The following is a 25,125-nucleotide window of genomic DNA, read 5'->3' as shown; positions in this document are numbered from 1 at the left end:
GATCCCCTTTCGGGAGGCCCCATGGAAACCGACCTGACCCAGAACAGTCTGGCCGCCTGGATCTACCAATGGCCTTTCGGCCAAGCGTTGCGCGAGTCGAGCTGGCTGGTCCCGGCCATCCAGAGCCTGCACATCCTCTCCATCGCCGTCCTGTTCGGCTCAGGTCTGATGCTGGGCCTGCGCCTGGTTGGCGTGGTCGCACGCACGGAGCCGGCGCTCGTCGTCCATGGGCGGTTCAAGCCCTGGCTCCTGGCCGGCCTTGGCCTCCTGGCGAGCACGGGCCTTTTGATGGTGATCGCCGAGCCTGGCCGGGTCGTCGAGAACCGCATCTTCTGGACCAAGATGATCCTGGTCCTGAGCGCCTGCCTGCTCCTGGTCCCGCTGCGCCGGATCATGGCCGCCGAGCCGGTCCCGGCGAGCCCGACGATCGCGCTTGGGCGCAAAGCCTATGGCGTCCTGATCCTCTGCGTCTGGGTCGCCGTCATCTTCTGCGGTCGCTGGATCGCCTATGCGATCTGATCGAGCCTTCAACCTCGTCGCCTGGAGCGTCTTATGATCCCCGACGCCGCCCTGCAGAAGCTCAACGACACGGCCTGGGCCACGGCCATCCGTGACAGCAGCTTCTTGTTCCCATTCATCGAGAGCCTCCATGTGCTGGCCATCGTCACTGTCGTGGGGACGATCGCCATCGTCGACCTGCGCCTGGTTGGCGTGGCCTCGCACAAGAAGAGCGCTCGCGCCCTCATTAGCGAACTCCTGCCTTTCACCTGGTTCGCCTTCTGCCTGGCGGCGGTCACCGGCGGGCTGATGTTCGCCTCGAACGCCGTCGAATACGCCCACAACATCGCCTTCCAGATAAAGCTCGTGCTCCTGGCCATGGCCGGCTTGAACATGGTCGTCTTCCACTTCCTAACGGAGAAGACGATCGGCGACTGGGACGAAGGCGCGCGAACCACACCTGCGTCCCGAGCGGCCGGCATCATCTCCCTGGTGCTGTGGACCGCCACCATCGCCTTCGGTCGCTGGATCGCCTTCCCGATCTGGGGCTGATGATCCGGGACCGCGGCTTCGATCCAGCCAACCACGAGGCGTTCACCGCCGCGGTCGCTTCGGTGCGCGCTTCCGGGCGGCTCGGACGATCCGCGCCACTGAAGGCGCTCTTCGAACATCTGGTCGACGCCGCCCTGGCCGGCCGAACGCCCAAGGAGCAGGAGATCGCGGTCGCGGTCTTCGATCGCCGCCCGGGCTTCGATCCCGGCGAGGACTCCGTGGTCCGCGTCTATGCCCACAAGCTGCGTAAGGCCTTGGCCGCCTACGCCGCCGAACACCCGAATGAAGATCGCCGTCTTGTCCTGCCGGCCGGGCGCTATCGCCTCGACCTCGAACCGCGCCATCAGGCCAAGGTTGCGGGGAGGCTGGTCGAGCGCTGGCGAAGCGTGGCGATCGTCGCGGGGTTATGTCTGGTCTCGGGCCTGATCGGTGCGGTGTCGCGTGGACCCGGCGATCCGCCCGAACTCGTTCACACCCGAGCCCAGGCGCCATGGGCTAGTTTGTTGCGCGACGACCTGCCGACCCTCGTGGTGCTGGGCGACTACTACATGGTCGGCCAAAGCGCCGATGGTGTCTCGGTCGAGCGGTTGGTGCGAGAGTTCGGCGTCGACACCGTCGCCGACCTTGAGGCCCTAAGAGTCCAAAGGCCCGAGCTGGGCGACCACTACATGGACATCGGCCTACGCTATCTGCCCACCTCGAGCGGACGGGCCTTGGGCCGGATCATGCCGGTGCTGGCCCCGCTGGCCGGATCGGGGAAGCTCTCGGTGGTGCTGGCCTCGGAGCTGACGCCGGCGATGCTCAAGTCGAACAACATCGTCTACATCGGCTGCTTCAGCGGCCTTGGGCCCTTGCGGCGCACTGCCTTCGCCGGCTCGCGTTTCGAGATCGGCGACTCCTATGACGAACTCGTCGATCGCTCCAACGGCCAGCGCTATCTCAGTCAGGGCGGACGGCCACCTTCGGGAAGCGGCGGCGAGCCCTATGTCGACTACGGCTTGTTCTCGACCTTCACAGGCCCGGAGGGCAACGTGTTCGTCGTCGTCACGGGCGCGCGCGACGTGGGCGTTCAGCAGGCCGCTGAAGTGGCGACCAAGGCGGGCCTAGCAGCCAGCGCTAAGCGCGCAGCTGGCGGCGGTGAGGCCTTCGCCGCCCTCTATGCGGTGTCGGGGATCGACCAGACCAACGTCACCAGCCGGCTGCTCGCCGCCGCGCCCGTCAAGGAGCGCGAGATCTGGACGACGACCAAGGCGCGGTGAACGCCTCGGCCTCGTCCATTCCGCACTAGTAGCGATGGGTGGGACTGGGCAGGTCTTGATCGGCGGCAGCATAGACGGTGTCACGCGCCGCGTAGAGACGAGCGGCCAGGCTCGCCATATCGACGCCGATCATCGCGCCGCCGCGTTTGACGACCTGGCCTTCGACCAACACCGTGTCGACGTTGCGCGGATCCATGTTGAGGACCACCGCGGTCTTCAGATCATTAACGGGCATGACGTTGAGCATGTCGGCGCGCAACAGCACGATGTCGGCCTGCTTGCCGACCGTCAGGCTGCCGACCTTGTGGTCGAGAAGCGCGGTCTTCGCGCCCGACAGGGTCGCGTAGTCCAGAACCTCATGGACATCCAGCATGGCCGGCGCCGGACGGCCGGCATGGATCTCCTTGAAGGCCTCACCGCGCTGGTACGCGTAGAGCACTCGCATCTGGGTCCACATGTCGCCGGGAACGGAAGTCTCCACGTCGACCCCCAGACTTGGCCGCACGCCGACGCGCATGGCCTGGCGTATTGGCGGGGCGCCCTGACCCATCTGCATCTCGGTCGAGGGCGTGATGCACACCGAGGTTCCAGTATCGGCGATCAGCGCCCACTCCGTGTCGCTCAGGGTGTTGCAGTGGACGAGATTGACGTGCGGGCCCAGCAGCCCTTCGCGACCGAAGCGCTCGATCTGATTGGCCTCGCCCATGCCGGCCAGGCCCGAATGGACAGACACGATCAGGCCGGCCTCACGCGCCATCTCGAAGTGCGCCCGCGCCATGGCGTCGGGCATGTGCTCGGGGCTGAGGCTGGCCAGGGCCAAGGTCAGCCTCTGGTCGGCGGAGGCGAACTCCTCCTTCTGAAGGCGCAGCAGATCGCTCGGCCATTGATGGCCACGATCCTCCACGGCGGGCATGCCAAAGCCGAAAACGGCCCGCAGACCTGACTCCCGCAAGGCCGAGATGGTCGCGGCGGTGTGGTCGGGGGTGGTCTGGATGTGGGACCAGTCGAAGACGGTGGTGATGCCCGCCTCCAGAGCGCCGAGCGCGCTGACCAAGGTGCCGAGATAGGCCGCCTCGGCCGAATAGGTCGGCGCGAAGCCTTGGTTGACCCGCGCGAAGTAGCCGGCGAGGTCCTCGGTGGGCAGGCTGTTGCGAATGACGCCTTCCCAGAGGTGGCGGTGGCCGTCCACGAAGCCTGGCATGGCGATCATGGTTCCGGCCTCGAGGATCTCGGCGTCTTCGACCTCAAGCCTTGGCCCGATGTCGGCGATGACGCCGTCTCGGACGAGGATGTCGCCGCGGACGAGGTCACCCAACGCTGGATCCATGGTGATGATCCCAGCGCCGCGGATCAGTAGTGGGCGATCAGGTCGCCGGCCTTGGTTGACGATAGGCATCGGCCCTCCCTTCGTATGTTTGTCGCGGAAGCGGCCCAGGACCCGGCGGGTCCTCTCGCGCTCAAGCGATTGTCTGCGAAGGGCAGGGGGCTTTGCCTAATCGACATTGCCGATGGCGTCATCTGGCGTGACGATGAACTAGCTGTTGCAGCGCCCCGGTCGACGGGTTTGCGGCGGCCGACCGGCGTGTTGTTCCGACTTGATGATCCTCACGACGCTGCGTGCAGGTATCGACGCGTATCACGCGCGGGCGCAGGCTTGGCGAAGTGGAAGCCTTGCGCGTGGGCGCAGCCCAGGTCGCGAAGAGCCGACAAGGCGGCTTCGGTCTCCACGCCGTCGGCCACGACCTCCAGGCCCAAGGCCTGGCCAAGTTTGAGGATCGAGCCCACGACTTCGGTGTCGAACTCGGCGATGAAGCGCTTGGCGATCTTCAGCCGGTCGACCGGGAAGTCGCGCGGGTTGCCAAGCGAGCCTCGCGCGGCGCCGAAATTGTCCCAGGTGATCTTCACGCCGGCCGCCGAAAGTGTCCGGATCGCCTCGGCGGCGCTGTTGTCGACGCGATCCTTGCCCATGGTTTCGTTGATCTCGATCGCCAGGGCGGCGGCCGGCACCGCCCATCGGGCCAGCTTGCCAGGAAGCTCCCGCACCAGTCGTCCGTCGCGCAGCTGACCGCCCGAGACGTTGATCGACACCGGCGGCGGCGCGAGATCGGCGTCGAGCCAGGCGCGGATCTGCTCGAGCACGGCCTCGAAGGCGAAGTCGGCCAACTGGGGCGCTGAATCTGGATCGTCGAAAGCCGCGCCGAAGTCGGCGGGGGTAAGCAAGCCTCGCTGCGGATGCTCCCAGCGGAGCACGGCCTCGAGACCGGCCACCTGGTTTTGGGCCAGGTCGAAGATCGGCTGATAGGCCATCTGGAATTCGCGGTCGCAGAGGCCGCGGCGAACCTCGCGCAACAGCTCCAGCCGCTCTTCGACCTCCGCACGCATCGTGTCTTTGAAGAGGACGGCCCGACCTCGACCGGCGGCCTTGGCCTCGTACATGGCCAGGTCGGCGTTTTTGAGTACGCGAGCCGGCTCGCCTTCGCCGGGACTGTGGAGCGCCGCGCCGATGCTGGTGCTGATGACGAAGCTTTGGCCGACGTGTTCGAACGGTATGCGCAGCAACGACTCCAGCACCGAGATCGGACGCATCAAGGACTGTGGACCGCGAACGTCACGCAGCAGCACGGCGAACTCGTCGCCGCCAAGGCGCGCGACCGTGTCGCTCTGGCGAAAGGCGCGTCGAAGCTGGCCGGCCAGAGCGTTGAGCAGGGCGTCGCCGACATCGTGGCCGAAGGTGTCGTTGACCGGTTTGAAGTAGTCGAGGTCCAGCATCACCACGCCAAACCCCTCACCATTGGCTTCAGCGGCGGCGACAGCTTCTGCGTAGGCGGCCTGGAAGGCGGCGCGGTTGGACAGGCCCGTCAGCGGATCGCGGAAGGCCAGGGTCTCGATGCGTTGCTGGTGGCGGTGACGCTCAGTGACGTCCTTGAAGACGGTGATCACTCGATCGGGCGCGCCGCTGAGACCGGCGAAGCGTTCGCCGATCGCGTCGATCCACGTCTCCTCTCCGTCGTCTCGCGCCAGGCGGTACTGCAAGTGGAACGGTGCGCCGTCCTCGGCGCAGGCGCGATAGGCGGCCCTCAGGCGCGGCTGGTCTTCCGCGCTCGCCCCAGCCAGGGGATCGTGGCTCGGAAAGAACGGCTCCAGTTCCGGGCACATGGCCGCCAGCAGCGTCTCGCCGGTGGACAGTTCGGCTTCGTGGACCACCGAGCGATCGAGCTTCAAGGCCATGGCCAGGCGCTGCTGGGCGCGGGTCGCGGCGAAAGCCGCGCGCACGACCTCGGTGACTTCCCGGCCGTTGAGGATAACCCGCTCGACCGGCCCCGGCTTGGACGACCAAGGCGTCATGGCCAGATCCCACCAGCGAGAGTCATCTGGCGTTGCACCGCGCGTCTCCAGGCGCAGGTTGACGATCTCGCCCGAAAGACACCGCGAGCGCGCGTCCTCTAGGTCGGTTCCGACGAAGTGCTCGCCCAGTGCGCCGTCGCACGGCAGTCCCGCCCGTACCCACCCGATGCTGACGGCGACCGGTACAAGGTCGAGGCCGAACATCGCCACTGGCACGGGCACCTTGCCGATATGCGCGCGGTAGGCGGTTTCGTCCTGATGGAAGACGTCACGATCATCCGACGCGGACGGGCTGCGGGCGGCGACGGTCATGAGGGCTCCTCCTGGCCGGCAAGTTTGCAATGGTCAGGCTCCAGATCGGTTACGCCAGGCCGCGACCCGTCGCCGCAGGTCCAAGCCACCCATCAGGGGGAGCGATGGGGGCGATTGGAATTCCCGATTTCCGCGCGGAGCGCCCGCCTGTCACGCCTTGTGGCTCAAAACGCCTTCCTGAGCCCGGGTTGTCCGGACAGGCCGCAGGGAGCGCCATAAGGGACGGAAGCGAGGACGATCGGCATGGCGATCAATGGAATCTGCGAGCTGCGCTACGGCGTTGAAGACCTGGGAAATTCGACCAAGTTCTTCGAGGACTTCGGCCTGTCGCTTGTCGAGCGCACCGAGGGTCTTGCTCGCTTTTTGCTGACTGACGGATCCCAAGTCAGCCTTCGACCCTTGGACGTGGCCAAGCCGGCCAATTCCCGTCTGATCGGCGACGGCGTGCAAGAGGCCGTGCTTGGCGTGGACACCGACGAGGAGGTCGCCCGGTTTGTCGAGCGCCTGCGAGCCCATGGCCGCGACGTGACGATCGAGCAAGACGGTCTCGTGCGCTTCACGACCCCCGACGGCCTGCCCCTGGCCCTTCGCCAGTTTAACCGCAAGCGCGTGGTGGCTTCGCCCGATCCGCTGAACGCCCCTGGCGTGGTGGGCCGGCTGAACCGGCCCCGTCGTTGGCGCAAGCGGGCCATCCCCAAGGCCATTCAGCACGTGGTGTTCGGCGTGGTCGATCCGAAGGCGACGTTCGAGTTCCTGCGCGACGTCCTCGATTTCCGGATCACTGACTTCCAACCGGGGCTGGGCATCTACACGCGCTGCGCCGGCGCCAATAACCACCACAACATATTCCTGCTCGACGCCAACGCCCACCTGCCAGGCATGGACGGCAAGCTGCGCTTCCACCACGCCAACTTCGGCCTTGAAGACGTCGACGAGATTATGGTCGGCGCCAACCGAATGACCCGCCGCGGCTGGGGGCCGTCGCACTTTGGCCTCGGCCGTCACCGCATCGACTCCGCGCTCTTCTACTACCTGCCGTGCCCGGCGGGGGGCGAGGCCGAGTACGGCGCCGACGGCGACTATGTCGACGACAGCTGGCTGCCCCGTCACTGGACCTCGCCGATGTTCGGCTTCGTCTCCTTCATGCATCAGCTGCCCGAGTTCTTGGCCGAGGAGCCGGCCTGGGAGGTCCGCTACCTGACAGAGGCCGATGGGTTTGGCGGCCTCGAGCCGTCCGCAGCCTGATCCACGCGCCAACGACAACAAGGGGAGAGACATGCAAGAGCAAGGACGAATCCTGATCGTGGGCGCGGGCATTGGCGGGTTGGCCGCGGCCGTCTCCCTGCGTCAGGCCGGTTGGGCCGTGGACGTGGTCGAGATCGCGCCCGACATCGCCGTTTCGGGCGTGGGCATCATTCAGCCGTCCAACGCGCTGCGGGCCCTGGATCATCTCGGCTTGGCCGAAGCTTGCGTCGAGGCGGGCGGGGGCTTTCCGGGCTGGCGCTTGTTCACGGGCGAGGGTCATCCGATCGCCGAGGTGCCCAATCGCAATGTCGCCGGCGAGGTGTTTCCAGCCGTCAACGGCATCACCCGCCGCAAGCTGCACGAGATCCTGGTCGAGGCGGCTCAGCGCGAAGGCGCGGATCTGCGCTACGCCGTCACCGTCGACGCCCTGCACGAGGACGAGGAGGGGATCGAGGCGGTCACCAGCGACGGGATCAGCGCCCGCTATGACTTGGTGCTGGGCGTCGACGGCGCCTTCTCAGCCATGCGCAAGTCGGTCTTCCCGGATGCTCCAGTCCCAAACTTCACGGGTGAGGGCGTGTGGCGTTGCAACTTTCCCCGTCCGGCCGAGGTCGATTGGGGGCGGATGTACTACGGCAAGCAGAGCAAGGTCGGACTGGTGCCGATGTCGCCGGATCTGATGTACCTGTTCGCCGTCACCGCCGAGCCGACAAATCCGTGGTTCGAGCCTCACCAACTCGTGGACGCCATGCGCGAACGCCTGGCCGAGTACGATGGCTTGATCGGCGCGCTGCGCGACCAGATCAGCGAGGCCAGCACCGTCGTCTACAAGCCTCTGCAGACCCTGATCCAGCCGTTGCCGTGGCGGTCGGGGAGGGTGCTTCTGATCGGCGACGCTGTTCACGCCACCACCCCGCATCTGGCCCAGGGCGCGGCTCTGGCGCTCGAGGACGCGGTGCTTCTCGCCAAGCTCATAAACCCGGGCGAGGGCTTCTTCGCGAGCCTGGACGCCTTCGCCGAACGTCGCTTCCCGCGCGCCAAGCTGGTCGTCGACGCGTCGGTCCAGCTGGGGCGTTGGGAGCTGGCTGAATGGTCCGGCTCGCCCGATCCGCAAGCCGATCCCGGCGGGCTTTTCCACCACGCCCTCGAGGCCATGGCCCAACCGATCTGAGCCTTCGCGCTCGCCTGTCTTCTGGAGCTTTCGCTCATGTACGAGCCTTTTCCCGGCAACTACGTCTGGAACCTGTCGGTCAACCTCGCCATCGAGATGGGCGGGTCGATCGGCGAGATCGCCGACGCCAACGTCCTGGTGGCCAAGGCTGCCCAGGGCGGAGCCGACGCCGGCACCGCCGCCTTCTTCGACGCCTGGATCGCCTTGGCCGATCGCGTGGCGCTGATGGCCGCCGCCGACGAGGCGGCGGGTCATAAGATCAGCGCCGCCCACAAGTATCGCCGAGCCTGCGCCTACTACGTCACGGCCGAACGCATGCAACGGCACGGCTATGCGCCACGCGAGCAAGCCTACGCCAAGGCTTTAGAGATCCACGCCAGCCACAACCGCGTCGCCGCCCGCCCGTGGGAACGGATCGACATCCCCTACGAGGGCAAGACCTTCCCCGGCCTGCTGACCATCGCGCCGGCGCGAGACGGTCGGGCCGCGCCGCTGATGGTGTTTTGCAACGGCCTCGACAGCGTCAAGGAGATGGTCCACCTCTCCGGCGTCGCCGAGGCCTTCGCCCAGCGCGGCGTTTCCACCCTCATTGTCGATCAGCCAGGCGTTGGCGAGGCTTTGCGTCTGCAGGGCCTGACGGCGGTGGTCGAGTCCGAGCGCTGGGCGGGCGCGGCGCTCGACGCCATCGCGGGGCGCGGTGACGTCGATCATCAGCGTCTGGGTATGATCGGCTGGTCGCTGGGCGGCTACTACTCGCCCCGCGCGGCCGCCTTCGAAAAGCGCTTCAAGCTTTGCGTCGCCTGGGGCGCCAACCACTGCTGGGGCGAGATGCAGCGCCGGCGTATGGCCAATGAGGGCGAAAACCCCGTGCCCCACTACTGGGAGCATGTGCGCTGGGTCTGGGGCCAGCCCGACCAGGACGCCTATATGGCCTTCGTGCCGGCCATCACCCTGGACGGTGTGGTCGAGAAGATCACCGGCCCGTTCCTGATCACCCACGGCGGCAACGACCGACAGATCCCCGTCGAGTACGCCCATCGAAGCTTCGAGCAGGCCACGGGCAGCGTTCGCCGCGAGCTCAAGATCTTCACTGCCGCCGAAGGCGGGATCGAACACGTCAGCGCCGACAACATGGAGCCGGTGCTGAGCTTCATCTCCGACTGGGTCGCCGAGCGCTTCGCCGAGATGGCGTGACCGCCCCGCCGTCCTCCCCAACACAGTTCAAAGGTACAAGACCATGAAGAAGGTCATCGTGACCTGCGCCATCACCGGGTCGGTCCACACCCCCTCGATGTCGCCCTACCTTCCCGTCACGCCCGACGAGATCGCCGCCCAGGCGATTGAAGCCGCGCAGGCTGGCGCCAGCGTCGTCCACCTGCACGCTCGCGACCCGCAGACCGGCAAGCCGACCCAGGATCCGGAGATCTACGCCAAGTTCCTGCCCAGGATCGCGCAGGCCAGCGACGTGGTGATCAACATCACCACCGGCGGCTCGCCGATCCTGTCGCTGGAGGAGCGCCTGGCCCCGGCCATGCGCTTCCAGCCCGAGGTGGCCTCGCTGAACATGGGGTCGATGAACTTCGGCATGTACGAACTGCTCCAGCGCTTCAAGGACTTCGAGCGCGACTGGGAGCGGCCGTATCTAGAGAACAGCGACGACCTGGTGTTTCGCAACACCTTCCGCGACATCGCCCGCATCCTCACCGCTTGCGGCGAAGGCGGCACCCGGTTCGAGATCGAGTGCTACGACATTGGCCACCTCTACACGGCCGCCCACTTCCTCGATCGTGGCCTGCTGAAGGGGCCGCTCTTCATCCAGTCGGTCTTCGGGATCCGCGGGGGCATCGGCGCCCACTACGAGGACGTGGCGATGATGAAGCGCACCGCCGACCGCCTGTTCGGCAAGGATTATGTCTGGTCGGTGCTCGGCGCGGGCCGCTCCCAGATGCCGATCGCGGCCATGTCCGCGGCGATGGGCGGTAACATCCGGGTGGGCCTGGAGGACTCGCTGTTCGACGCGCCGGGCGTTCTGGCGCGCAGCAACGCCGAACAGGTCCGCCGGGCCCGCACCCTGATCGAGGCCCTGAACCTGGAGGTGGCCACGCCCGACGAGGCGCGCGCCATGCTGGGCCTGAAGGGCCGCACGCCGATGACCGCCTGAGACGTCAGCGCCAGCTAGGAGGCCGCCATGCCGCGCACTATCGTCGACCTGTCGATCTATCTCGAGAACGACGTCGTTTCCGATCCGGAGGTCTTTCGACCGAAGATCGAATATATCGACCACAAGATGTCGGTGCCGGACCTGGCCGGCTTCTTTCCGGGCCTGAAGGGAGACGACCTGCCGGACGGCGAGGCCTGGGCGATCGAGAAGATCGAGCTGATCACCCACAACGGCACCCACCTGGATGCGCCGTATCACTTCGCCTCCACCATGGACGGCGGGGCGCGGGCCATCACCATCGACGAGGTGCCGCTCGACTGGTGCCTGCAGCCGGGAGTGAAGCTCGACTTCCGCCATTTCCCGGACGGCTATGTCGCCACCGCCAAGGACGTGGAGGACGAGCTGGCCCGCATCGGCCATGAGCTGAAGCCCCTGGACATCGTCGTGGTCAACACCGCCGCAGGTAAGCGTTACGGCGACGACGACTACGTCACCGCCGGCTGCGGCATGGGCTACGAGGCGACCATGTACCTGCTCGAGCGGGGCGTGCGCCTGACCGGCACCGACGGTTGGAGCTGGGACGCGCCCTTCGTCCACACGCGCGAGCGCTATCTGGAGACCGGCAACGAGAAGCTGATCTGGGAGGGGCACAAGGCCGGTCGCGACATCGGCTACTGCCACCTGGAGAAACTGCACAATCTCGAGGTCCTGCCGCCGAGCGGCTTCACCATCTCCTGCTTCCCGGTGAAGATCCGGGCCGCCTCGGCCGGCTGGACCCGGGCCGTGGCCATCTTCGAAGACTGAGGCCGGCCGTGTCGCTCATTCGGCAAGGCCGGGGCCCCAACCCGCTGGTCGGCTTCCAGGTCGATCCCTCGGCGATCCGACGCGTCGGCCATGACCTGCAGCGACCCGAATGCATCCTGGCCGAACGCGACGGCACGCTCTGGGCGGCCGACGCCCGAGGCGGGGTGATGCGCATCGATCCGGACGGCGGCCAAGCGCTCGTCGTCCAGGCCGAGGATCCGCATTTCGACCTGGAAGGCGGAGCGGCCAAGAGCCTGCTGGAAGGCACGCTGCCCAACGGCCTGGCCTTCGCCGAGAACGGTGACGTCCTGATCTCAAACTTTGGGACCGACCGGCTCGAGCGCATGAGCCGAACCGGCCAGACCCGGGTGATGCTCGATAGCCTGGACGGCAAGCCGCTGGGCAAGGTCAATTTCGTGCTGCGCGACCGAAGGGGGCGAACCTGGTTCACGGTCTCCACCCAGGTCAATCCGTGGAGCGACGCCATCCGAGCCGATCTCGCCGACGGCTATGTGGTCCTGGTTGACGAACGCGGTGCGCGGATCGTCGCCGACGGTTTTCACTTCACCAACGAGATCCGGCTCGATGCGGCAGAGGAATGGCTCTATGTCGCCGAGACGACGGCCAAGCGCGTCACACGCCTTCGGGTGCTTCCTGACGGTTCACTGACCGATCGCGAAGTCTACGGTCCGTCGAGCCTTGGCGACGGCGTGATCGATGGGATTGCCTTCGACGCCTACGGCAATCTCTGGGCGACGATGATCTTCGCCGATCGTCTGGTCGCTGTGACGCCGCAGGGCGATCTCCTGGAACTGATGAATGACGGCGATCGCGCCGCCACGGCTCGGTTCGAGGCCGCCTTCGCCACTGGGGCAGCCGTGCCATTCGAGATCTTGATGGCGTGCGGTGGGCCGACCTGCACCTGGCTCGCCAGCGTGACGTTCGGCGGGCCGGATCTCTCCACGGTCTATCTCGGGGGGCTGCGGGCCACTTCCATTCCGAGTTTCCGCAGTCCGGTGGCAGGCCTGCCCATGGCTCACTGGTAGAACGCCTCAGCGGCCTCGGCCGGCCACAGCCGTCTCGAACCGGTCGAGTTCCCCGATCAACTTCTCGCGCAGCTCGGTTTGGCTTGGCCGGGTAAAGGTGTGGATGGCGGTGCGCTGGGCCTTCAAAGCCACGGTCATCATTTCGCGCTCGAAAGCTTGCTCAGCCGGAGGACGCGGCTCTTGGGACCGGATCAGTTCGAGCTGTTCGCGAAGGCGGCCAAGAACGCTTTCGGCAGCCTCGCCTTGGGCTGATGACAGTGGCGCCTGACGAGCCGCGATCAGGCCCTCGATGGCGGCGATGGCCGCGGTAGCGGCTTGGGCCCGCACTGTCGACTCCTCGCCTTCTTCCTCGCGCTCGGCAGCCAACTGTCCGCCTTTCAAGGTCAGGGGGAGGCCGATCGTGGCGACAAGCAGTGTGGCCAGGATCGCGCCTGAGGCTAGAAACACCGCCAGATCGCGCGCCGGAAACGGCGCTCCGTTCTCGAGCGTGAGCGGTAAGGCCAGGACGGCGGCTAGGGTCACCGCGCCCTTGACCCCCGCCAAGGACATGGCGGCCAGGACGCCTATAGGCGGCGCCAGCCAGCCTTGGCCGCGGCGACGCCGGCGCAAGGCCTGCAAGGTCACAGAGACGTACACCCACCCAAACCTCAGCACCGCCAGGGTCGCGGTAATGACCAGGACGTAGATCAGCAGCCACGAGGGCTGGGCCTGGCCCGCGGCGCGCAGGGCCGAGGAGGCCGCCGACGCGATCCCGGGGAGCTGCGCGCCGAGGATCAAGAAGATCGCGCCGTTGGCTGTGGCCTGGATCGCCGACCACACGGCGCTGCGCTGCATACGGCTCTCGGCCGAGATCTGCTCGTCGCGCTCCACCAGGCTCAAGGTCACGCCGGCCGAGACCGCCGCCAGGATGCCCGAACACCGTAGATGCTCGGCCAGGAGATAGGCCCCGAACGGGATGAGCAGGCTGACCAGGATCTGCGAGGCGGGGTGGTCGCCCACAGCCCGGACGAGCAGGCCGTGCACACGAACGATGACGTAAGCGACAGCCACACCGATCGTCAGCCCTCCGACGGCCAGCCACAGGAATGTGGTCGTTGCCGCCCATAGCGAGAAGACGCCGGTCAAGGTGGCGGCCACGGCGAACTTCATGGCCACCAGGCCCGAGGCGTCGTTGAAGAGGGCTTCGCCCTCCAGGAGGTGCATGAACCTTTTGGGCGCGGGTGTGCGCTTGGCAATGGCGGAGACGGCGATGGGATCGGTGGGAGAGAGCGCGGCGGCCAGGGCGAAGCTGACCGGCAGCGGCATGGCCGGGATCAGCCAGTGTGTCAGGAGCCCCAGCACCAGCACCGTGAAGAACACCAGGCCCAGCGACAGTTCGAGATAGGCGCGCCTACCCTTGAGCAGGGCGTCCTTGGGGATGCGCCAGCCGTCCAGAAAGAGCAGCGGCGGTAGGAAAAGCAGAAAGAAGGCGTCGGGGCGCAGCTCGATCCGAACGCCTCCAACCATCGTCAGAAGAGCGCCGAGCAGGATCTGGACGAGCGGCGGTGGGGTTGAGATCGGCGACAGGCGCGCCAGGTACTCGCCGGCGATCACCCCGACCAGCAGCACCAGAACCAGCAGGATGAGCTCCAAACCGCATGCTCCGCTCTTGGTCGATCTCCAGACGGGAGATTGCCCGCCCAAGGCCCACCTTGCCAGACGGGCGGGGAGGGGCTGAAAAAATGGCCCGGACGAGAGCTTGGTGCTGCTCGTCCGGGCCCAGGGCGTCGGCTCATGGCTGGGAAGGATGCCACAGGAGTCGACACGTCCGCTTCAGGCCGCGTCGGGGCGAGCGACCCTGGCGGCGAAATCGAAGACCTGCTCTCCGACGAGCGCGATCTGGCGCTCGATCGCCTCATCGGTGCAGCGTCCCTCGCGGAAGATCCCTCCGGCGCTGTTGACCGTGGCCCCGAACGGGGTTGGCCAGCCCCGCAGGGCATGGACGATGGTTCGCAGGGTCGAGAGAGTTGAGGCCGCCGCTTGCCAGCCGCCGGCCACCGAGATCAGGCCCACGGGTAGGTCGGTGAGGTAGGGCCGTGGATCGCGCGCGGTCTCTTCGAAGTAGTCGATGGCGTTCTTGACCAGGCCCGAGACCGAACCGTGATAACCGGGGCTGGCCAGGATCAAGCCGTCGGCCTGGCGAACGCCCTCGATCAGGGCGTCAGCCGCCGGATGGGTCCTAGCCCCGTAGGCGTACATCGGCAGGTCCGACAGGACCTCGGCCCCGAGGAGCAGGGTCCGCGCCCCGCGCGCCTGCGCGGCCGCCAGGGCAAGGCGAAGGGCGATCTCGGTCGAGGAGCCCGGCGCGGCGCCGGCGCCGACACCAACCACCAGAGGAGCTTGCAGAGCGTGGGACACGGTATCAGGTCCTTGTTCTGGAGGGATCGTCAGAAGCCGCCCATCGGCGGAAGGCCGAAGGCTTGCTGGCCCGAGAGGCCGTAGACGGCTTGCACGTCCAGGCTGACGTGGCGGGCGCCGGCATTGACGTCTCGCCAGTAGCGCTGGATGGGCGCGTTGAGGTCGGCCGAGGATGCGCCGGCGCCTTCGAAAAGCAGATTGACCGCGGTCACCGCTTGGGCGGCGGCGAAGGCGAAGGCGCGACGCACCCGGATCCGCTCGGCCACGTCCAAGGTCTCGCCCTGAGCGATACGGCGCTCGGCGTGACCAAGATCGGCGCGGAGGAGGGCTCTTGCCGCGTCAATCGCCGCCGACGCCGCGCCGACCCTGGCCTGGGTGGCCGGGCTCTGGGCCGCGGTCATGGGCGCGCCGGGACGCATGGCGACCCGGACCTTGGCCTGCATGGCTTCGACGAACCAGTCGAGCGCGCCCTGCGCCATGCCCAGGAGCGGGGCGACCAGCCCGGCCGCGCCGAAAGTCGAGAAGGAATAGGCCGCCAGGCGATTGTCTGACACCGAACGGCCGGGGGTGACGCCGGCCACGATATCGCTGAAGCGCACCACGTGAGCGTCCGGCACGAAGATCGGCGCCTCGGCCGCCAGGGTCTTGCTACCGGTGCCCTGCAGGCCGCTGACCCGCCAGCTGCCGTGGTCGATCGAAAGCTCACTCATCGGAACCAGGAACCAGGCGACGCCGGCTGGAGCCCCGTCGACCTCGGGCGTCATGGCCGAGATGATGGCCCAGTTGGAATTGTCGCAGTTGCTGGCGAAGGGCCAGCGTCCGCTGACGCGCCAGCCGCCATCCAGGCGTTGGCATTGGCCGGTCGGGGCGGCTGTGGCGACCACTAGAGCGTCCGGATCGCTCGCCCAGATCTTCTCTTGGGCCTCGAGCGGGAAGTAGCTGGCGAACCAGCTGTTGCAGTTGCCAATCATGGCGCACCAGGCGGTGCTGCCGCATCCGCGGCCGATCTCGATCCCGACTTCGATCAGCTGGCTGGGCGTCAGCTCATAGCCGCCGAAACGCGCCGGACGGGTTAGGCGCAGGAGGTCGGCTGCGCGCAGTTGGTCGATGACCTCGGTCGAGACGCGCCCTTCGGTCTCGGTCTGCTTGGCGCGCTCGGCCAGGCCTGGCGCCAAGGCGCGGGCGCGTAGAACGAGCGTCTCGAGGCTGGGCGTGGACGTGGCCTCGCGGGGCTTGAGGGCAGCTTGTTGCGCGGTCATCGCGTCCTCCCGGCGTATTGTCGTTTTCATCGGCAGGCGCCGACGAGATCAGGATGCCGTCGGGGGGCTCTCGGGGGGAAATGGCGGTTTGCTATGCAGCCATCGGAAAAGCCAATGATTTGAGCCGCCCGCGCCGGTGTAGATGGATAGGACCGATCACGGAGCGATCCTGGAGGCGTGGCCTTGGCGCGGTTCGATCTCAATCTCCTTTATGCGTTGGATAGTTTGCTGCGCGAGGGTCATGTCAGCGCCGCGGCCAAGAGCCTGGGCGTTAGTCAATCGACGATGAGCGGCATGCTGCGGCGGTTGCGGACGCAGTTGCGCGACCCTTTGTTGGTTCGAGCCGACCAGACCTTGGAGCTGACAAGCCGGGCCAAGGCCATGGCGCCGACATTGCGCCAAGCGCTTCTGACGGTGGACGCCTTGGGCGCCATGCGCGGAGCCTTCGACCCGAAGCGGATTGATCGATGCTTCCGGATCATGGCCTCGGAGTTCTCCCTCTCCCTGATCCTACCGGCTGTCTTCCGGACCGCCGCCAAGGCCGCGCCGCGCGCCACCTTCATGGTCATGCCGATCGATCGGCCCATCGAGAGCGCCTATGAGGGCGACGTTGACCTCTGCTTGACCGGCGACACCATCGGCAACGTGACCGAAGATGTCGCTGCAGCCCTGCGCACGCGCATTCTGCTTCGGATCCCCTCGGTCGGCCTGGTTGATGCCGAGCACCCGCTCGACGGCGAAATCACCTTGGCGCAGTTCCTGGCCTATCCGCATATTGGAACTCAGTTCCCCGGCATTGCTCGGACCGTCGAGGACAACGGCATCCGCGACCTTTCCAAGCACCATCCCCCTCGCATCCGGGCCACGAGTTTCTCGGCGCTGGGGCCGTTGGTGGTCGGCACAGACGCTATCGGCGTGGCGCCTTCGCCGATGGTCGACCTTCTCAAGGGCTCCCTGCCTCTGAAGACGCTAGGGCTTCCGGCGGAGTTTTCCCGTACGGACCTGCGCATGCTGTGGCATCGCCGGGACGACCGAGATCCAGCGTTCCAGTGGTTACGAGGCCTGGTGCTCGATGCGGTAGCCGATCTGCAGACCCTTCACCCAGAGATCAACAAGGGCGCGGACCAAAGGCGCCCCCACTAACCGCGATAGGCTGCGAGAAAGGCGGCCAGCGCCGCATTGGCCACGCCCGCCAACGGCTCCGCCGGTAGGCGCGTTTCCGAGCCTTCCAGCACCCGCTGATAGTGTCCCGCCTCGAGCAGCCCCTGAAGGTGGGCCGCCATCAGCAACGGATCGCCGACCCTCAATCGCTCCTGCACGATGCCGCCGCGCAGGTGCTCGGCGACACGCGTCCAGCATCGCTGCGGCCCGTTCTCGAAATAGAGACGAGCCAGATCGCCTCGCCGTCCTTCGTTGATCACCATGCGCCGGAACGACAGCGCCTCCTCGGTCGTGACGACCGACAAGAAGCGACGGCAGAAAGCCCCGAGCGCGCTCTCGAATTCTCCGTCGTCGAGGAGCGCCAGCATCGGCTCGAAGTGACGCGCGCCGCGCTCGAGCATGACCGCCTCGAACAGCGCCGCCTTGGACGGGAAGTGGTGATAGAGCGTCTGTTTGGAGCCGCCGAGCGCGGTCGAGATGGCCTCCATGCTGGTCGGGCTATAGCCTCGTTCAACGAAGAGGCGGGTCGCGATCGCGACGATCTCGGCCCGCTTGGAGCGCGCCTTCCCCTGCGTCATCTCGCCGCGCGCCGAAATCGCCGTCATCGTGCGCGGCTTCTTTTCGGCGGCGGAAGCGCGGCCTCGTTCGCCATCAGGTTGTTGACGGCTCGGAGCAAAAGAGCGCTGAGCGTAGCGCGTTCGTCGTCGGTGAAACCGGTGGTGGCCAGGGCGTTGCCCCCACCGAGCGCCTCGAACACCACGGGCATCAAAGCACGCGTCTTGTCGGTGAGGCTAAAGCGCCAGGCGCGCCCGTCCTCCGGGTCCCGGCGGCGGTGGATCAGTCCGTCGCGCTCCATCCGCGTGAGGGTCGCAGCGATGGTCGGTTGTTCGGTCGAGGAGCGGTCCACGAGCTGGCGTTGGGAGAGCGGCTCCTCCTCGTATAGGGCGAGCAGCACCGGGACTTGACCGCTCGAGAGGCCGATCGACTTCAACCTGCGGTCAGCTTCGCGGGCGAAGAGCCGAGCGGCCCAGTTCACCAGGTGGCCGATGGATGCTTGGCGTCTGAACACGACGACTCCTCGACAGAGATCTAAAACCATCGTATGCGATGTTTATCGAGGCGCCAGTGATAATTTCCGATGGCGCCGGTCGAGCCGCTCCGAAAAGGCGGCCGACGGGGAGGCATGAGGATGGCCCGTTTCGATCTGAACCTGCTTGGGGCGCTCGACGCCCTGGTGAATGAGCGCAACGTCACGCGGGCGGCCGAGAAGTTGAACGTGACCCAGCCGACCATGAGCGGCATGCTGCAGCGGCTGCGCTATCAGTTCGATGACGAACTCCTGGTGCGCGTGGGGCGTGGCATGGAGTTGACGCCCCTGGGCCAATCGCTGGTCGAGCCCGTCCGCACGGCTTTGCGCGGGGTCGAGGCCCTGGTCCATGTCGAGCCGATCTTCGATCCGACGACGAGCACGCGGTCGTTCTCGATCATGGCCTCGGACTATTGTGCGCTGACCTTCCTACCGGTGCTGCTGCGCCGCCTGGCGCTCACCGCGCCGGCCGTCCGCGTCGATATCAAGCCGCTCAACCATCCGATCGACAAGCTGCTGTCAGGCGACGTCGACCTACTGATCTCGACCGACGATCGCAGTCTGCTGAGCCAGCGCGGCGGCGGCGAGGTCCTCGATTGTCGAACGCTTTTCTCCGATCATTTCGTCTGCGTCGCCGCCGAGGACCATCCGATTGGCGCCACCGCCACCCTCGAGGAATATCTGCGCTACCCACATGTCGGGGTGCAGATGGAGGGGCGTCTAGAAACGCTCGAGACCATCGCCCTCAAGCGTCACGCCCCGAGCTATCGGCCCGCCTATACCGTCTCGGAATTCTCGGCCATTCCGCACATGGTCGCCGGTTCGACCCTGATTGGCGTCATCCAGCAGCGTCTGGCGCGGATCGCCGCGCGTTCGTTGCCGATCCGCACCTTCGCGCCGCCTTTCGAGATCCCCCGGATCACGGAGGCGATGTTCTGGCACCCGAGGCAATCGGCCGAGCCCTCGCACGCCTGGCTTCGCCAGGCCGTGACCGACGAGGCCGCGCGATGGCTCGGACAGTGAGGGGATTGAGGTTGGCGCGGCTTAGCCGCGCATAGCCTCGAAGAAGGCCAGGACCGGGCCCGGCGAGTCCGGATGGAAGAAGTTTTCCAGGGACTCGGCCGAACCAGCGGCCGCGGCCTCGGCTCGGGCGAACATGGTCACCTCGTAGGCCGCTAGGGCCGCTTCGACGTCGTCAGGATGGTCCAGGAGCGCCCGAGCCAGGTCGGCTCCATCGATCAAAGCCAGGTTGGCGCCCTCGCCGGCGAACGGCGACATCAGATGCGCCGCATCGCCTAGCAAGGTCACGCCTGGGACCCGCGGCCAGCTGTGACCGATCGGCAGAGCGTAGATCGGTCGTGGGACGAGCGGACCGTCGGCCAAGGCGATGAGGCCCCGCAGCGGTTCGCACCAGTCGGCGAAGTGGGCGAGCACGGCCTCTTTGGAGATGTCGCCCTGCGTCCAATCGGCCGGAACCCGGAACGCCGCATAGGCGCAGATCTCGTCGTTGGGTTCGCGGTGGGCCAAGATCGCCTTCTCGCTCGCCAGCGCGAACAGCATGCCATCGCCCGTGATCGCAGGGAGATCGGGATAGCGCGAGACGTCGTGAATACGAGACTCGGCGAAGGACACGCCCGAATAGATCGGCGCAGCGTTCGAGAGTAGCGGACGCACCTTCGACCAGGCCCCGTCGGCCCCGATCAGAACCTCAGCCTTCAGAGTCTCGCCGTCGGAGAACGTCAAGACGCCGCCCTGGGAAGTTGCTTGCACCGAAGCGACACGGCGGCCCCACGCAACGATGCCGTCCGGCAGGGATTGCGCCAAAAGTCGTCGCAACGCGCCACGATCGACTTCGGGCCGGCCCTCGCCACCTTTCTCCTCGAAAAGGACCGTTCCGTCCTTGTCGACGATCCGGGTGGCTTCAGCGCCTTCCAGGACGAGCGCCTGAAACTCTTCGAACAAGCCGGCCGCTTTCAGCGCGACCTGGCCGGTGTCGTGGTGGATGTCGAGCATGCCGCCTTGGTGGCGAGCCTCCAGGGAGGCGTCTGCATCGAAGACTTGAACAGCCACGCCGTGCAGATGCAGGACGCGCGTGAGCATCAGGCCGCCTAGGCCCGCGCCGACGATAGTGATCATGGTTTCATCTCCTAGGAGGCAGGGCGCACGGGCGCGGCGGCGACGCCGTTGATCAGCACGTCCAAGTGCCAGACGAGGCGTTCGCCGCCTCCCGACATCAGATCGGTCGCGGTGCGGGCGATGTTGGGGAAGATCTTCGGGTCGGCGTCGGACACAGCCTGGGCCAGGGCCGACATCTGGGCCTCGGCGCGCTCGGACTCCTCCCAAGTGGCGTGCTCGGCGGCGTTGGCCGTGGCGAACAGCAGGAGCATATCGACCGCCCAAGCCGCATTGCGGTCCGGCAGGCCGCCGCGGCGCAGGAGCTCCAGGATCCGCTCGATCAGCGCCAGATAGTTCGGACCGCTGGCAGGGGTGGTCATGGCCATGCGCGCCAGCACCGGATGGGTCATCAGCAGAGCGACGTAGTCCATCAAGAGGCCGCGCAGGTCGGCTCGCCAGTCCGATCCGGCGACGGCGTCGGCCTTCGCCAGTGGCGCTAGCAGCGCGTCGAGGACCTGGGCGTGCAGGTCCTCGGTGTCGCGGACATAGACGTAGAGGGAGGCTGGCCCGGTATCGAGAGCGGCGGCGATCCTGCGCATGGTGACCTTGGCTAGGCCCTCATTGCGCAGGATCTCGAGCGCGGCCTCGACAATGCCCTCACGGCTTAAAGGCGCCTTGGAGGGGCGGTTTCGACGACTGCGAGGGGCGGATTTGGCGGTGACCATAGTCGCCGATATAGGTTAACGAACATGTTCGTCAAGAACATGTTCGTTAACGCTGTGCGCCATCCGTCTCTTTTCGGCGCTGCATGACAAACTCGGTGGCGAACACGCTGAAAGAGGAAGCATTGGCGTTCGGCGGCGTGGAGAGAGCCGCGACTGCGCCAAGCGCCGCGAAGCTCTGAGCCCAGACCTCCCGCACGCAGACGTGCGCGCCATCGCCAAAGCCGTGGACGCGCCCGGCGGGCTCGACCCAGTGGTCAACGTGTTGGTCGATGTGGGCGGTGTACCAGGGATCGAGCGACAGGCGCCGGGACTGCTCGGAAAGCGCCTGTCGCGTTCCCTCGATCTCGTCGCCCTTGGCGGCGATGAAATCGAAGCGCTTGCAGCGGCCGGGCGATCCGAACGCATAGGTGCGGCGTTGGATCGAGCGGACGGCGATGTTGTGTTGCAGGTCGTTGAACCTGCCCTCGTCGGGGCGGACATAGGCCTGATAGTCGGTGAGGGCCGTGAGCGGACCAAAGTCGTCGGCCCGCAAGCCGAGCGCGATGACGGAGTTGCGTACATGCGCCACCGGCAAGGGCGAGGGCGGGGCGGCGCGCTCTCCCAGGGCATGGTTTTGGACATAGTCGGGGATTTCCGCCAGCACGTCCGGAAAGCGTTGCAACAGCGGCCAGTGGACATGGCGCAGGTGGTCGAAGAAGCCGGTCTCGTCGAGTTCGGGGTTGCGACGGCAGGTGATGATGAGGTCCAGCATCTCAGGCCTCCTTGTTGAGGCCAGGCGCGGGCAGGCGCGTGGTGGCGAAGGCGGCAATGGCGCAGAACACGCCCATGACAACCAGCGGTCGGCTCGTGTCGTGGAAGGCGTCGAATGCCCAGCCGATGAAGAGTGGGCCGCTCACCGCGCCCAGATAGTAGGCCACGAGGAGGCGGTTATAGATCGCCGCGAAGTGGGCGAGGCCGAAGAACCGACGCGTGACGTAGGCCAGGATGTCGGACTCCGCGCCCAGCGCCGCGCCGAGCAGCGCTGGCGGCAAGAGCAGACTGATCGGGTCCGACATCGGGAAGGCCAGCCAGAGGAGGGCCGCCGCACCAAGGCCGAAGGTTCCCACCCCGACGATCCGGGCGTCGATATGGTCGAGCAGAACGCCCGACAGCAGCCTTCCGCCAAGAGTTCCCAAGCCCAGGGCCAGGGCGATCTGCGGCATCATCGTGCGCGGCACGTTCCGGTCGGCATAGAGGGGGAAGAGGTGGATCGCCGCGGCGAAGACGCCCGCGGTGACCAGGAACATGATGAAGGCCAGCGTCCAGAACCGAGGGTCCGACAAAGATGGGCGATCCCCCAGATCGGCCTGTTCGACCCGCGCGGGGCCCGAGCGCGATGTCCATCGACGGCCCAGCCATGCGAGCAGCACCACAGCCAACAGGGTCAGTGCGACCTCAGCCAAGCCGATGGCGCGATAGGCGTGGCGCCAGTCGGCCTGCTGCATGGCCGTGGTGCTGATCCACGGCATGATCGTCACGCCCAGGCTCTGACCGACGATCGAAAAGCCCAGGGCCTTGCCAAGATCGCGCTCGAACCATTTGGGCAGCAGCGAAAGATAGAGACCCACCCCCGTGCCGGCCCCAAAGACCCCGGCGCAGAAGCTCAGGGCCAGAGCGATCCATGGCGCGCCCGGCATGGCGCTGAGGCCCAGGAACACCAAGCCAAGCCCGAGACTCCCGACCAGCGCCAAGCGGGCTTCGCCGAACCGCTCGATGGCGCGTCCCAGGACCAACGAGGCCAGGGCCATGCCGAGCATGGCGGCGGTGTACATCAGCGATGGAACGATGCGCCCCCAGCCGAAAGCTTCGGTTAGGGGCAGGATGAAGGTGGTGGTGGTGGCGCCATAGGCGCTGGGATATCCGGCGGCCAGGCCCACGAAGGCGGCGGCCACCGCGGCGAACTTCTCGCCGCCGCGGGCGGGACGGGACACAGCGAGGTCGCTCATGCGGCCACGCAGCGCACGACCTGCCGGCCGAGACCCTCGATCTCGGCTTCCATGACGTCGCCGGGCTTGAGGAAGATCCCCCGCGAGATTCCGTTGCCGGCCGGGCTTCCGGTGCAAAGGATGTCGCCGGGCAACAGACGTACGGCGCGGGTGATGAAGGCCACCTGCCGACCGATGTCGAAGGTCATGTCGCTGGTCCTATCGTCCTGCATCAGCTGGCCGTTGACCGAGAGCTTCATGCCAAGGTCGTGGGGCGTGGGGACGAATGCTGCCGGGACGAAGAAGGGTCCGCAAGGCAGGAGCCCGGGACCGCCCTTGGCTGTCAGCCAGTCCGGTCCGATGGCGCCAGGATCGCTGCGCATCACCTTGTCACGCGCGGTCAGGTCGTTAACCACCATGTAGCCGGCGACGCAGCCCAACGCATCCTTAGGATCGATGAGATAGGCGTCGCGGCCGATCACCGCGCCCAGTTCCAGCTCCCAGTCCATGCGATCGGAGAAGGCCGGCAGGACGAGATCATCGAACGGGCCGGCGATGGCCGTCACCGGCTTGGAGAAGATGTAAGGGTCGGACTCGGCCTCCTGGCGCGCGACATAGGCCCGCCCGTATTCCTCGCGCTGGGCCGGGTTCATATCGGCGGTCGCCGGACCCGCGCCGATGGCCACCACCATCTCCACCACGTGACGACGGTAGTTGGCGCCGGTGCAGAAGATCTGGCGCGCGTCTGGCAGGGGGGCGTGGATGCGCAGGGTCGAGGCCGGAACACCCAGACCGGGCGCGCGTCGGGCGACGGCCTTGGCCAGGAAGTCGAAGCTGGCGTTCCAGTCCTGCAGCAGGTCGATCAGGCTTGAGCCGGCCAGGAGCGGGGCGACCTCGGCCACCGCGGTCACGCGATCGTCGACGACCACGCCGAGGAAGCGCTCCTCGTCTTGATCGGAAAAGACGCCCAGGGCGAAGCGGGTAGGGTGGGAACTCATGCGGTGACGGCGTCCTTGGCGACGATGGGGGCGAGATCGAGAAGGGACAGGGCGTTGACGCCGGCGATCGCCGCGCGGTCCTCCACGCTCAGGGCGGTGGTTTCCAAGAAGTCGAGGGGATCCAGCGCGGCGACCGGATAGTCGCCGCCCAGGACGACCCGGTCGGCGCCGACCCGCTCGACGAGGAGTTCCAGGGTGCGCGCGTCGTAGACGCAGCTGTCGTAGTAGAAGTCCGAGAGATAGGCGCTGGGCGCCTTGGTCAGGTTGACCGCGGTGAAGGGCTTGTCGGCGACATTGCGGTCGAGCCGACCCATGTAGTGGGGCATGTAGCCGCCGCCGTGAGCCATGACGATCTTGAGACCGCGATGGCGATCCATGACGCCCTGGTAGATCAGGGACGACATCACCTTCACTTCCTCGATCGATTGGCCGATCGAGTTCCACAAGGCATAGGACTGGAACCAGGGGTCCGTGACGCCTTCGGGGTGGATGAAGGCGACGAACCCATGCTCATGGATCGCCGCCCAGAGATCGTCGAACCGAGCCTCGCCGAGATATTCGCCGCGATAGTTGCTGGGCAGGTTGACCACCTTCAGTCCCATGCTGCGCGCGCGCTCCAACTCGTTGAGAGCCATGCCCATATCCCCGAGGGCAAGGACGGCGCTGCCGACGAACCGGGTGGGGAAACGATCGAGCCAGACGGCGCACTCATCGTTGACCAGGCTCGCCAGCCGCGCCTCCTGCGCCGGCGCCGCCCAGGTGCGGGACTGGATGACATCGGCGGAGGACAGGAGATGCATGTCGACGCCGCGCTGCTCCATGTCTTGGATTTGCAGTTCCGGCTCGAACATCTTGCGGAACATCGGCGTGTCTGGCGACAGCAGGTTCTTGCCAAAGCAAGAGGAGACGCTGTGGGGATGGCCGATGTCGAACACCTCCCGCTGCAGGAAGTGGGCGTGGCAGTCGACGCAACGCCCACAGAAGGGCCGCAGGCGAGAGGCGCTCGAGACGGACATGGATGCCGCT

24 protein-coding genes are annotated in these 25,125 nt (G+C 66.9%); 11 read left to right on the top strand and 13 right to left on the bottom strand.

Features of this window, described 5'->3' with window-relative positions; genetic code table 11:
• Nucleotides 1–21: 21 nt before the first annotated feature.
• Genes AC07N1_RS03410 through AC07N1_RS03400 form a run of 3 tightly spaced genes read left to right on the top strand, consistent with a single transcriptional unit; the run spans nucleotide 22 to nucleotide 2,309 of the window.
• A complete protein-coding gene (locus AC07N1_RS03410; RefSeq protein WP_494670515.1) occupies nucleotides 22–519 on the top strand; it encodes a DUF6644 family protein in 498 nt (165 codons plus the stop codon).
• Nucleotides 520–552: 33 nt separating this feature from the next.
• Nucleotides 553–1,050: a DUF6644 family protein gene (locus tag AC07N1_RS03405; RefSeq protein WP_494670514.1), complete on the top strand. Its 498-nt coding sequence runs from the start codon at nucleotides 553–555 to the stop codon at nucleotides 1,048–1,050.
• On the top strand, nucleotides 1,050–2,309 hold the full coding sequence (locus AC07N1_RS03400) for a hypothetical protein (RefSeq protein ID WP_494670513.1): 1,260 nt from the start codon (nucleotides 1,050–1,052) through the stop codon (nucleotides 2,307–2,309). The genes AC07N1_RS03405 and AC07N1_RS03400 overlap by 1 nt, the downstream gene beginning before the upstream one ends.
• 25 nt (nucleotides 2,310–2,334) lie before the next feature.
• Here AC07N1_RS03400 and AC07N1_RS03395 read toward each other — a convergent pair whose 3' ends face one another.
• On the bottom strand, nucleotides 2,335–3,705 hold the full coding sequence (locus AC07N1_RS03395) for an amidohydrolase family protein (RefSeq protein WP_494670512.1): 1,371 nt from the start codon (nucleotides 3,703–3,705) through the stop codon (nucleotides 2,335–2,337).
• 209 nt (nucleotides 3,706–3,914) lie between these two features.
• Nucleotides 3,915–5,966, bottom strand: a complete 2,052-nt coding sequence (locus tag AC07N1_RS03390; RefSeq protein ID WP_494670511.1) for a putative bifunctional diguanylate cyclase/phosphodiesterase — start codon at nucleotides 5,964–5,966, stop codon at nucleotides 3,915–3,917.
• 243 nt (nucleotides 5,967–6,209) lie between these two features.
• Between AC07N1_RS03390 and AC07N1_RS03385 the strand changes: the two genes are divergently transcribed.
• The 6 genes from AC07N1_RS03385 to AC07N1_RS03360 are packed head-to-tail and all read left to right on the top strand — an operon-like array spanning nucleotide 6,210 to nucleotide 12,393.
• On the top strand, nucleotides 6,210–7,211 hold the full coding sequence (locus tag AC07N1_RS03385) for a VOC family protein (RefSeq protein WP_494670510.1): 1,002 nt from the start codon (nucleotides 6,210–6,212) through the stop codon (nucleotides 7,209–7,211).
• Nucleotides 7,212–7,242: 31 nt separating this feature from the next.
• Nucleotides 7,243–8,382 carry an FAD-dependent monooxygenase gene (locus tag AC07N1_RS03380; RefSeq protein WP_494670509.1) on the top strand — a complete coding sequence of 380 codons (1,140 nt, stop codon included), beginning with the start codon at nucleotides 7,243–7,245 and terminating at the stop codon, nucleotides 8,380–8,382.
• Nucleotides 8,383–8,418: 36 nt separating this feature from the next.
• The gene (locus AC07N1_RS03375; RefSeq protein WP_494670508.1) at nucleotides 8,419–9,576 is read left to right on the top strand and encodes an alpha/beta hydrolase family protein; all 1,158 of its coding nucleotides are present in this window, start codon (nucleotides 8,419–8,421) and stop codon (nucleotides 9,574–9,576) included.
• 43 nt (nucleotides 9,577–9,619) lie between these two features.
• Nucleotides 9,620–10,543, top strand: a complete 924-nt coding sequence (gene kce / locus AC07N1_RS03370; RefSeq protein ID WP_494670507.1) for a 3,5-dioxohexanoate:acetyl-CoA acetone transferase — start codon at nucleotides 9,620–9,622, stop codon at nucleotides 10,541–10,543.
• 27 nt (nucleotides 10,544–10,570) lie between these two features.
• Nucleotides 10,571–11,347 carry a cyclase family protein gene (locus AC07N1_RS03365; protein ID WP_494670506.1) on the top strand — a complete coding sequence of 259 codons (777 nt, stop codon included), beginning with the start codon at nucleotides 10,571–10,573 and terminating at the stop codon, nucleotides 11,345–11,347.
• An 8-nt stretch (nucleotides 11,348–11,355) separates the two neighbouring features.
• Entirely contained in the window at nucleotides 11,356–12,393 is a 1,038-nt protein-coding gene (locus AC07N1_RS03360; RefSeq protein ID WP_494670505.1) for an SMP-30/gluconolactonase/LRE family protein, read from the top strand.
• 6 nt (nucleotides 12,394–12,399) lie between these two features.
• Here the strand turns inward: AC07N1_RS03360 and AC07N1_RS03355 are convergent, their stop codons facing one another.
• The 3 genes from AC07N1_RS03355 to AC07N1_RS03345 all read right to left on the bottom strand — a co-directional run bounded on the left by AC07N1_RS03355 (nucleotide 12,400) and on the right by AC07N1_RS03345 (nucleotide 16,049).
• Nucleotides 12,400–14,025: a Na+/H+ antiporter gene (locus AC07N1_RS03355; RefSeq protein WP_494670504.1), complete on the bottom strand. Its 1,626-nt coding sequence runs from the start codon at nucleotides 14,023–14,025 to the stop codon at nucleotides 12,400–12,402.
• 180 nt (nucleotides 14,026–14,205) lie between these two features.
• On the bottom strand, nucleotides 14,206–14,790 hold the full coding sequence (locus AC07N1_RS03350) for an NADPH-dependent FMN reductase (protein ID WP_494670503.1): 585 nt from the start codon (nucleotides 14,788–14,790) through the stop codon (nucleotides 14,206–14,208).
• A gap of 29 nt (nucleotides 14,791–14,819) precedes the next feature.
• Nucleotides 14,820–16,049 (bottom strand): acyl-CoA dehydrogenase family protein, encoded by a 1,230-nt coding sequence (locus tag AC07N1_RS03345; protein ID WP_494670502.1) that lies wholly within the window; start codon nucleotides 16,047–16,049, stop codon nucleotides 14,820–14,822.
• Nucleotides 16,050–16,232: 183 nt separating this feature from the next.
• Here AC07N1_RS03345 and AC07N1_RS03340 point away from each other — a divergent pair, with 183 nt between their 5' ends.
• Nucleotides 16,233–17,192 (top strand): LysR family transcriptional regulator, encoded by a 960-nt coding sequence (locus tag AC07N1_RS03340; RefSeq protein ID WP_494670501.1) that lies wholly within the window; start codon nucleotides 16,233–16,235, stop codon nucleotides 17,190–17,192.
• Here AC07N1_RS03340 and AC07N1_RS03335 read toward each other — a convergent pair.
• Nucleotides 17,189–17,815: a TetR/AcrR family transcriptional regulator gene (locus AC07N1_RS03335; protein ID WP_494670500.1), complete on the bottom strand. Its 627-nt coding sequence runs from the start codon at nucleotides 17,813–17,815 to the stop codon at nucleotides 17,189–17,191. The genes AC07N1_RS03340 and AC07N1_RS03335 overlap by 4 nt on opposite strands.
• On the bottom strand, nucleotides 17,812–18,279 hold the full coding sequence (locus AC07N1_RS03330) for a MarR family winged helix-turn-helix transcriptional regulator (RefSeq protein ID WP_494670499.1): 468 nt from the start codon (nucleotides 18,277–18,279) through the stop codon (nucleotides 17,812–17,814). The genes AC07N1_RS03335 and AC07N1_RS03330 overlap by 4 nt, the downstream gene beginning before the upstream one ends.
• A 69-nt stretch (nucleotides 18,280–18,348) precedes the next feature.
• Between AC07N1_RS03330 and AC07N1_RS03325 the strand changes: the two genes are divergently transcribed.
• Nucleotides 18,349–19,320, top strand: a complete 972-nt coding sequence (locus AC07N1_RS03325; RefSeq protein WP_494670498.1) for a LysR family transcriptional regulator — start codon at nucleotides 18,349–18,351, stop codon at nucleotides 19,318–19,320.
• 21 nt (nucleotides 19,321–19,341) lie between these two features.
• On the opposite strand, the gene AC07N1_RS03320 is transcribed toward AC07N1_RS03325, so the two are convergent.
• The 6 genes from AC07N1_RS03320 to AC07N1_RS03295 are packed head-to-tail and all read right to left on the bottom strand — an operon-like array spanning nucleotide 19,342 to nucleotide 25,115.
• Nucleotides 19,342–20,433, bottom strand: coding sequence for an FAD-dependent oxidoreductase (locus AC07N1_RS03320; RefSeq protein ID WP_494670497.1), 1,092 nt, complete (start codon nucleotides 20,431–20,433; stop codon nucleotides 19,342–19,344).
• An 11-nt stretch (nucleotides 20,434–20,444) separates the two neighbouring features.
• Nucleotides 20,445–21,137, bottom strand: coding sequence for a TetR/AcrR family transcriptional regulator (locus tag AC07N1_RS03315; protein ID WP_494670496.1), 693 nt, complete (start codon nucleotides 21,135–21,137; stop codon nucleotides 20,445–20,447).
• A gap of 46 nt (nucleotides 21,138–21,183) precedes the next feature.
• Nucleotides 21,184–21,888 (bottom strand): EthD domain-containing protein, encoded by a 705-nt coding sequence (locus AC07N1_RS03310; protein WP_494670495.1) that lies wholly within the window; start codon nucleotides 21,886–21,888, stop codon nucleotides 21,184–21,186.
• 1 nt (nucleotide 21,889) lies between these two features.
• Nucleotides 21,890–23,122 carry an MFS transporter gene (locus AC07N1_RS03305; protein ID WP_494670494.1) on the bottom strand — a complete coding sequence of 411 codons (1,233 nt, stop codon included), beginning with the start codon at nucleotides 23,120–23,122 and terminating at the stop codon, nucleotides 21,890–21,892.
• Entirely contained in the window at nucleotides 23,119–24,099 is a 981-nt protein-coding gene (locus AC07N1_RS03300) for a fumarylacetoacetate hydrolase family protein (protein ID WP_494670493.1), read from the bottom strand. Before AC07N1_RS03300 ends, AC07N1_RS03305 begins: the two co-directional genes overlap by 4 nt.
• Nucleotides 24,096–25,115 (bottom strand): amidohydrolase family protein, encoded by a 1,020-nt coding sequence (locus tag AC07N1_RS03295; protein WP_494670492.1) that lies wholly within the window; start codon nucleotides 25,113–25,115, stop codon nucleotides 24,096–24,098. Before AC07N1_RS03295 ends, AC07N1_RS03300 begins: the two co-directional genes overlap by 4 nt.
• Between the last annotated feature and the right edge of the window lie 10 nt (nucleotides 25,116–25,125).

The sequence above is a fragment of the Caulobacter sp. GW821-FHT09B11 genome, from assembly GCF_059418205.1.
Note: the sequence above shows the minus strand (reverse complement) of the source record. Positions and strands in the feature narration are given on the sequence as shown.

What these genes read in the sequence shown, in the direction of transcription:
- AC07N1_RS03300 (WP_494670493.1), bottom strand. Translation starts at nt 24,099, where the DNA reads ATGAGTTCCCACCCTACCCGCTTCGCCCTGGGCGTCTTTTCCGATCAA.
- AC07N1_RS03385 (WP_494670510.1), top strand. Translation starts at nt 6,210, where the DNA reads ATGGCGATCAATGGAATCTGCGAGCTGCGCTACGGCGTTGAAGACCTG.
- AC07N1_RS03305 (WP_494670494.1), bottom strand. Translation starts at nt 23,122, where the DNA reads ATGAGCGACCTCGCTGTGTCCCGTCCCGCCCGCGGCGGCGAGAAGTTC.
- AC07N1_RS03380 (WP_494670509.1), top strand. Translation starts at nt 7,243, where the DNA reads ATGCAAGAGCAAGGACGAATCCTGATCGTGGGCGCGGGCATTGGCGGG.
- AC07N1_RS03405 (WP_494670514.1), top strand. Translation starts at nt 553, where the DNA reads ATGATCCCCGACGCCGCCCTGCAGAAGCTCAACGACACGGCCTGGGCC.
- AC07N1_RS03310 (WP_494670495.1), bottom strand. Translation starts at nt 21,888, where the DNA reads ATGCTGGACCTCATCATCACCTGCCGTCGCAACCCCGAACTCGACGAG.
- AC07N1_RS03365 (WP_494670506.1), top strand. Translation starts at nt 10,571, where the DNA reads ATGCCGCGCACTATCGTCGACCTGTCGATCTATCTCGAGAACGACGTC.
- AC07N1_RS03335 (WP_494670500.1), bottom strand. Translation starts at nt 17,815, where the DNA reads ATGACGGCGATTTCGGCGCGCGGCGAGATGACGCAGGGGAAGGCGCGC.
- AC07N1_RS03375 (WP_494670508.1), top strand. Translation starts at nt 8,419, where the DNA reads ATGTACGAGCCTTTTCCCGGCAACTACGTCTGGAACCTGTCGGTCAAC.
- AC07N1_RS03395 (WP_494670512.1), bottom strand. Translation starts at nt 3,705, where the DNA reads ATGCCTATCGTCAACCAAGGCCGGCGACCTGATCGCCCACTACTGATC.
- AC07N1_RS03410 (WP_494670515.1), top strand. Translation starts at nt 22, where the DNA reads ATGGAAACCGACCTGACCCAGAACAGTCTGGCCGCCTGGATCTACCAA.
- AC07N1_RS03295 (WP_494670492.1), bottom strand. Translation starts at nt 25,115, where the DNA reads ATGTCCGTCTCGAGCGCCTCTCGCCTGCGGCCCTTCTGTGGGCGTTGC.
- AC07N1_RS03315 (WP_494670496.1), bottom strand. Translation starts at nt 21,137, where the DNA reads ATGGTCACCGCCAAATCCGCCCCTCGCAGTCGTCGAAACCGCCCCTCC.
- kce (WP_494670507.1), top strand. Translation starts at nt 9,620, where the DNA reads ATGAAGAAGGTCATCGTGACCTGCGCCATCACCGGGTCGGTCCACACC.
- AC07N1_RS03345 (WP_494670502.1), bottom strand. Translation starts at nt 16,049, where the DNA reads ATGACCGCGCAACAAGCTGCCCTCAAGCCCCGCGAGGCCACGTCCACG.
- AC07N1_RS03390 (WP_494670511.1), bottom strand. Translation starts at nt 5,966, where the DNA reads ATGACCGTCGCCGCCCGCAGCCCGTCCGCGTCGGATGATCGTGACGTC.
- AC07N1_RS03320 (WP_494670497.1), bottom strand. Translation starts at nt 20,433, where the DNA reads ATGATCACTATCGTCGGCGCGGGCCTAGGCGGCCTGATGCTCACGCGC.
- AC07N1_RS03400 (WP_494670513.1), top strand. Translation starts at nt 1,050, where the DNA reads ATGATCCGGGACCGCGGCTTCGATCCAGCCAACCACGAGGCGTTCACC.
- AC07N1_RS03325 (WP_494670498.1), top strand. Translation starts at nt 18,349, where the DNA reads ATGGCGCCGGTCGAGCCGCTCCGAAAAGGCGGCCGACGGGGAGGCATG.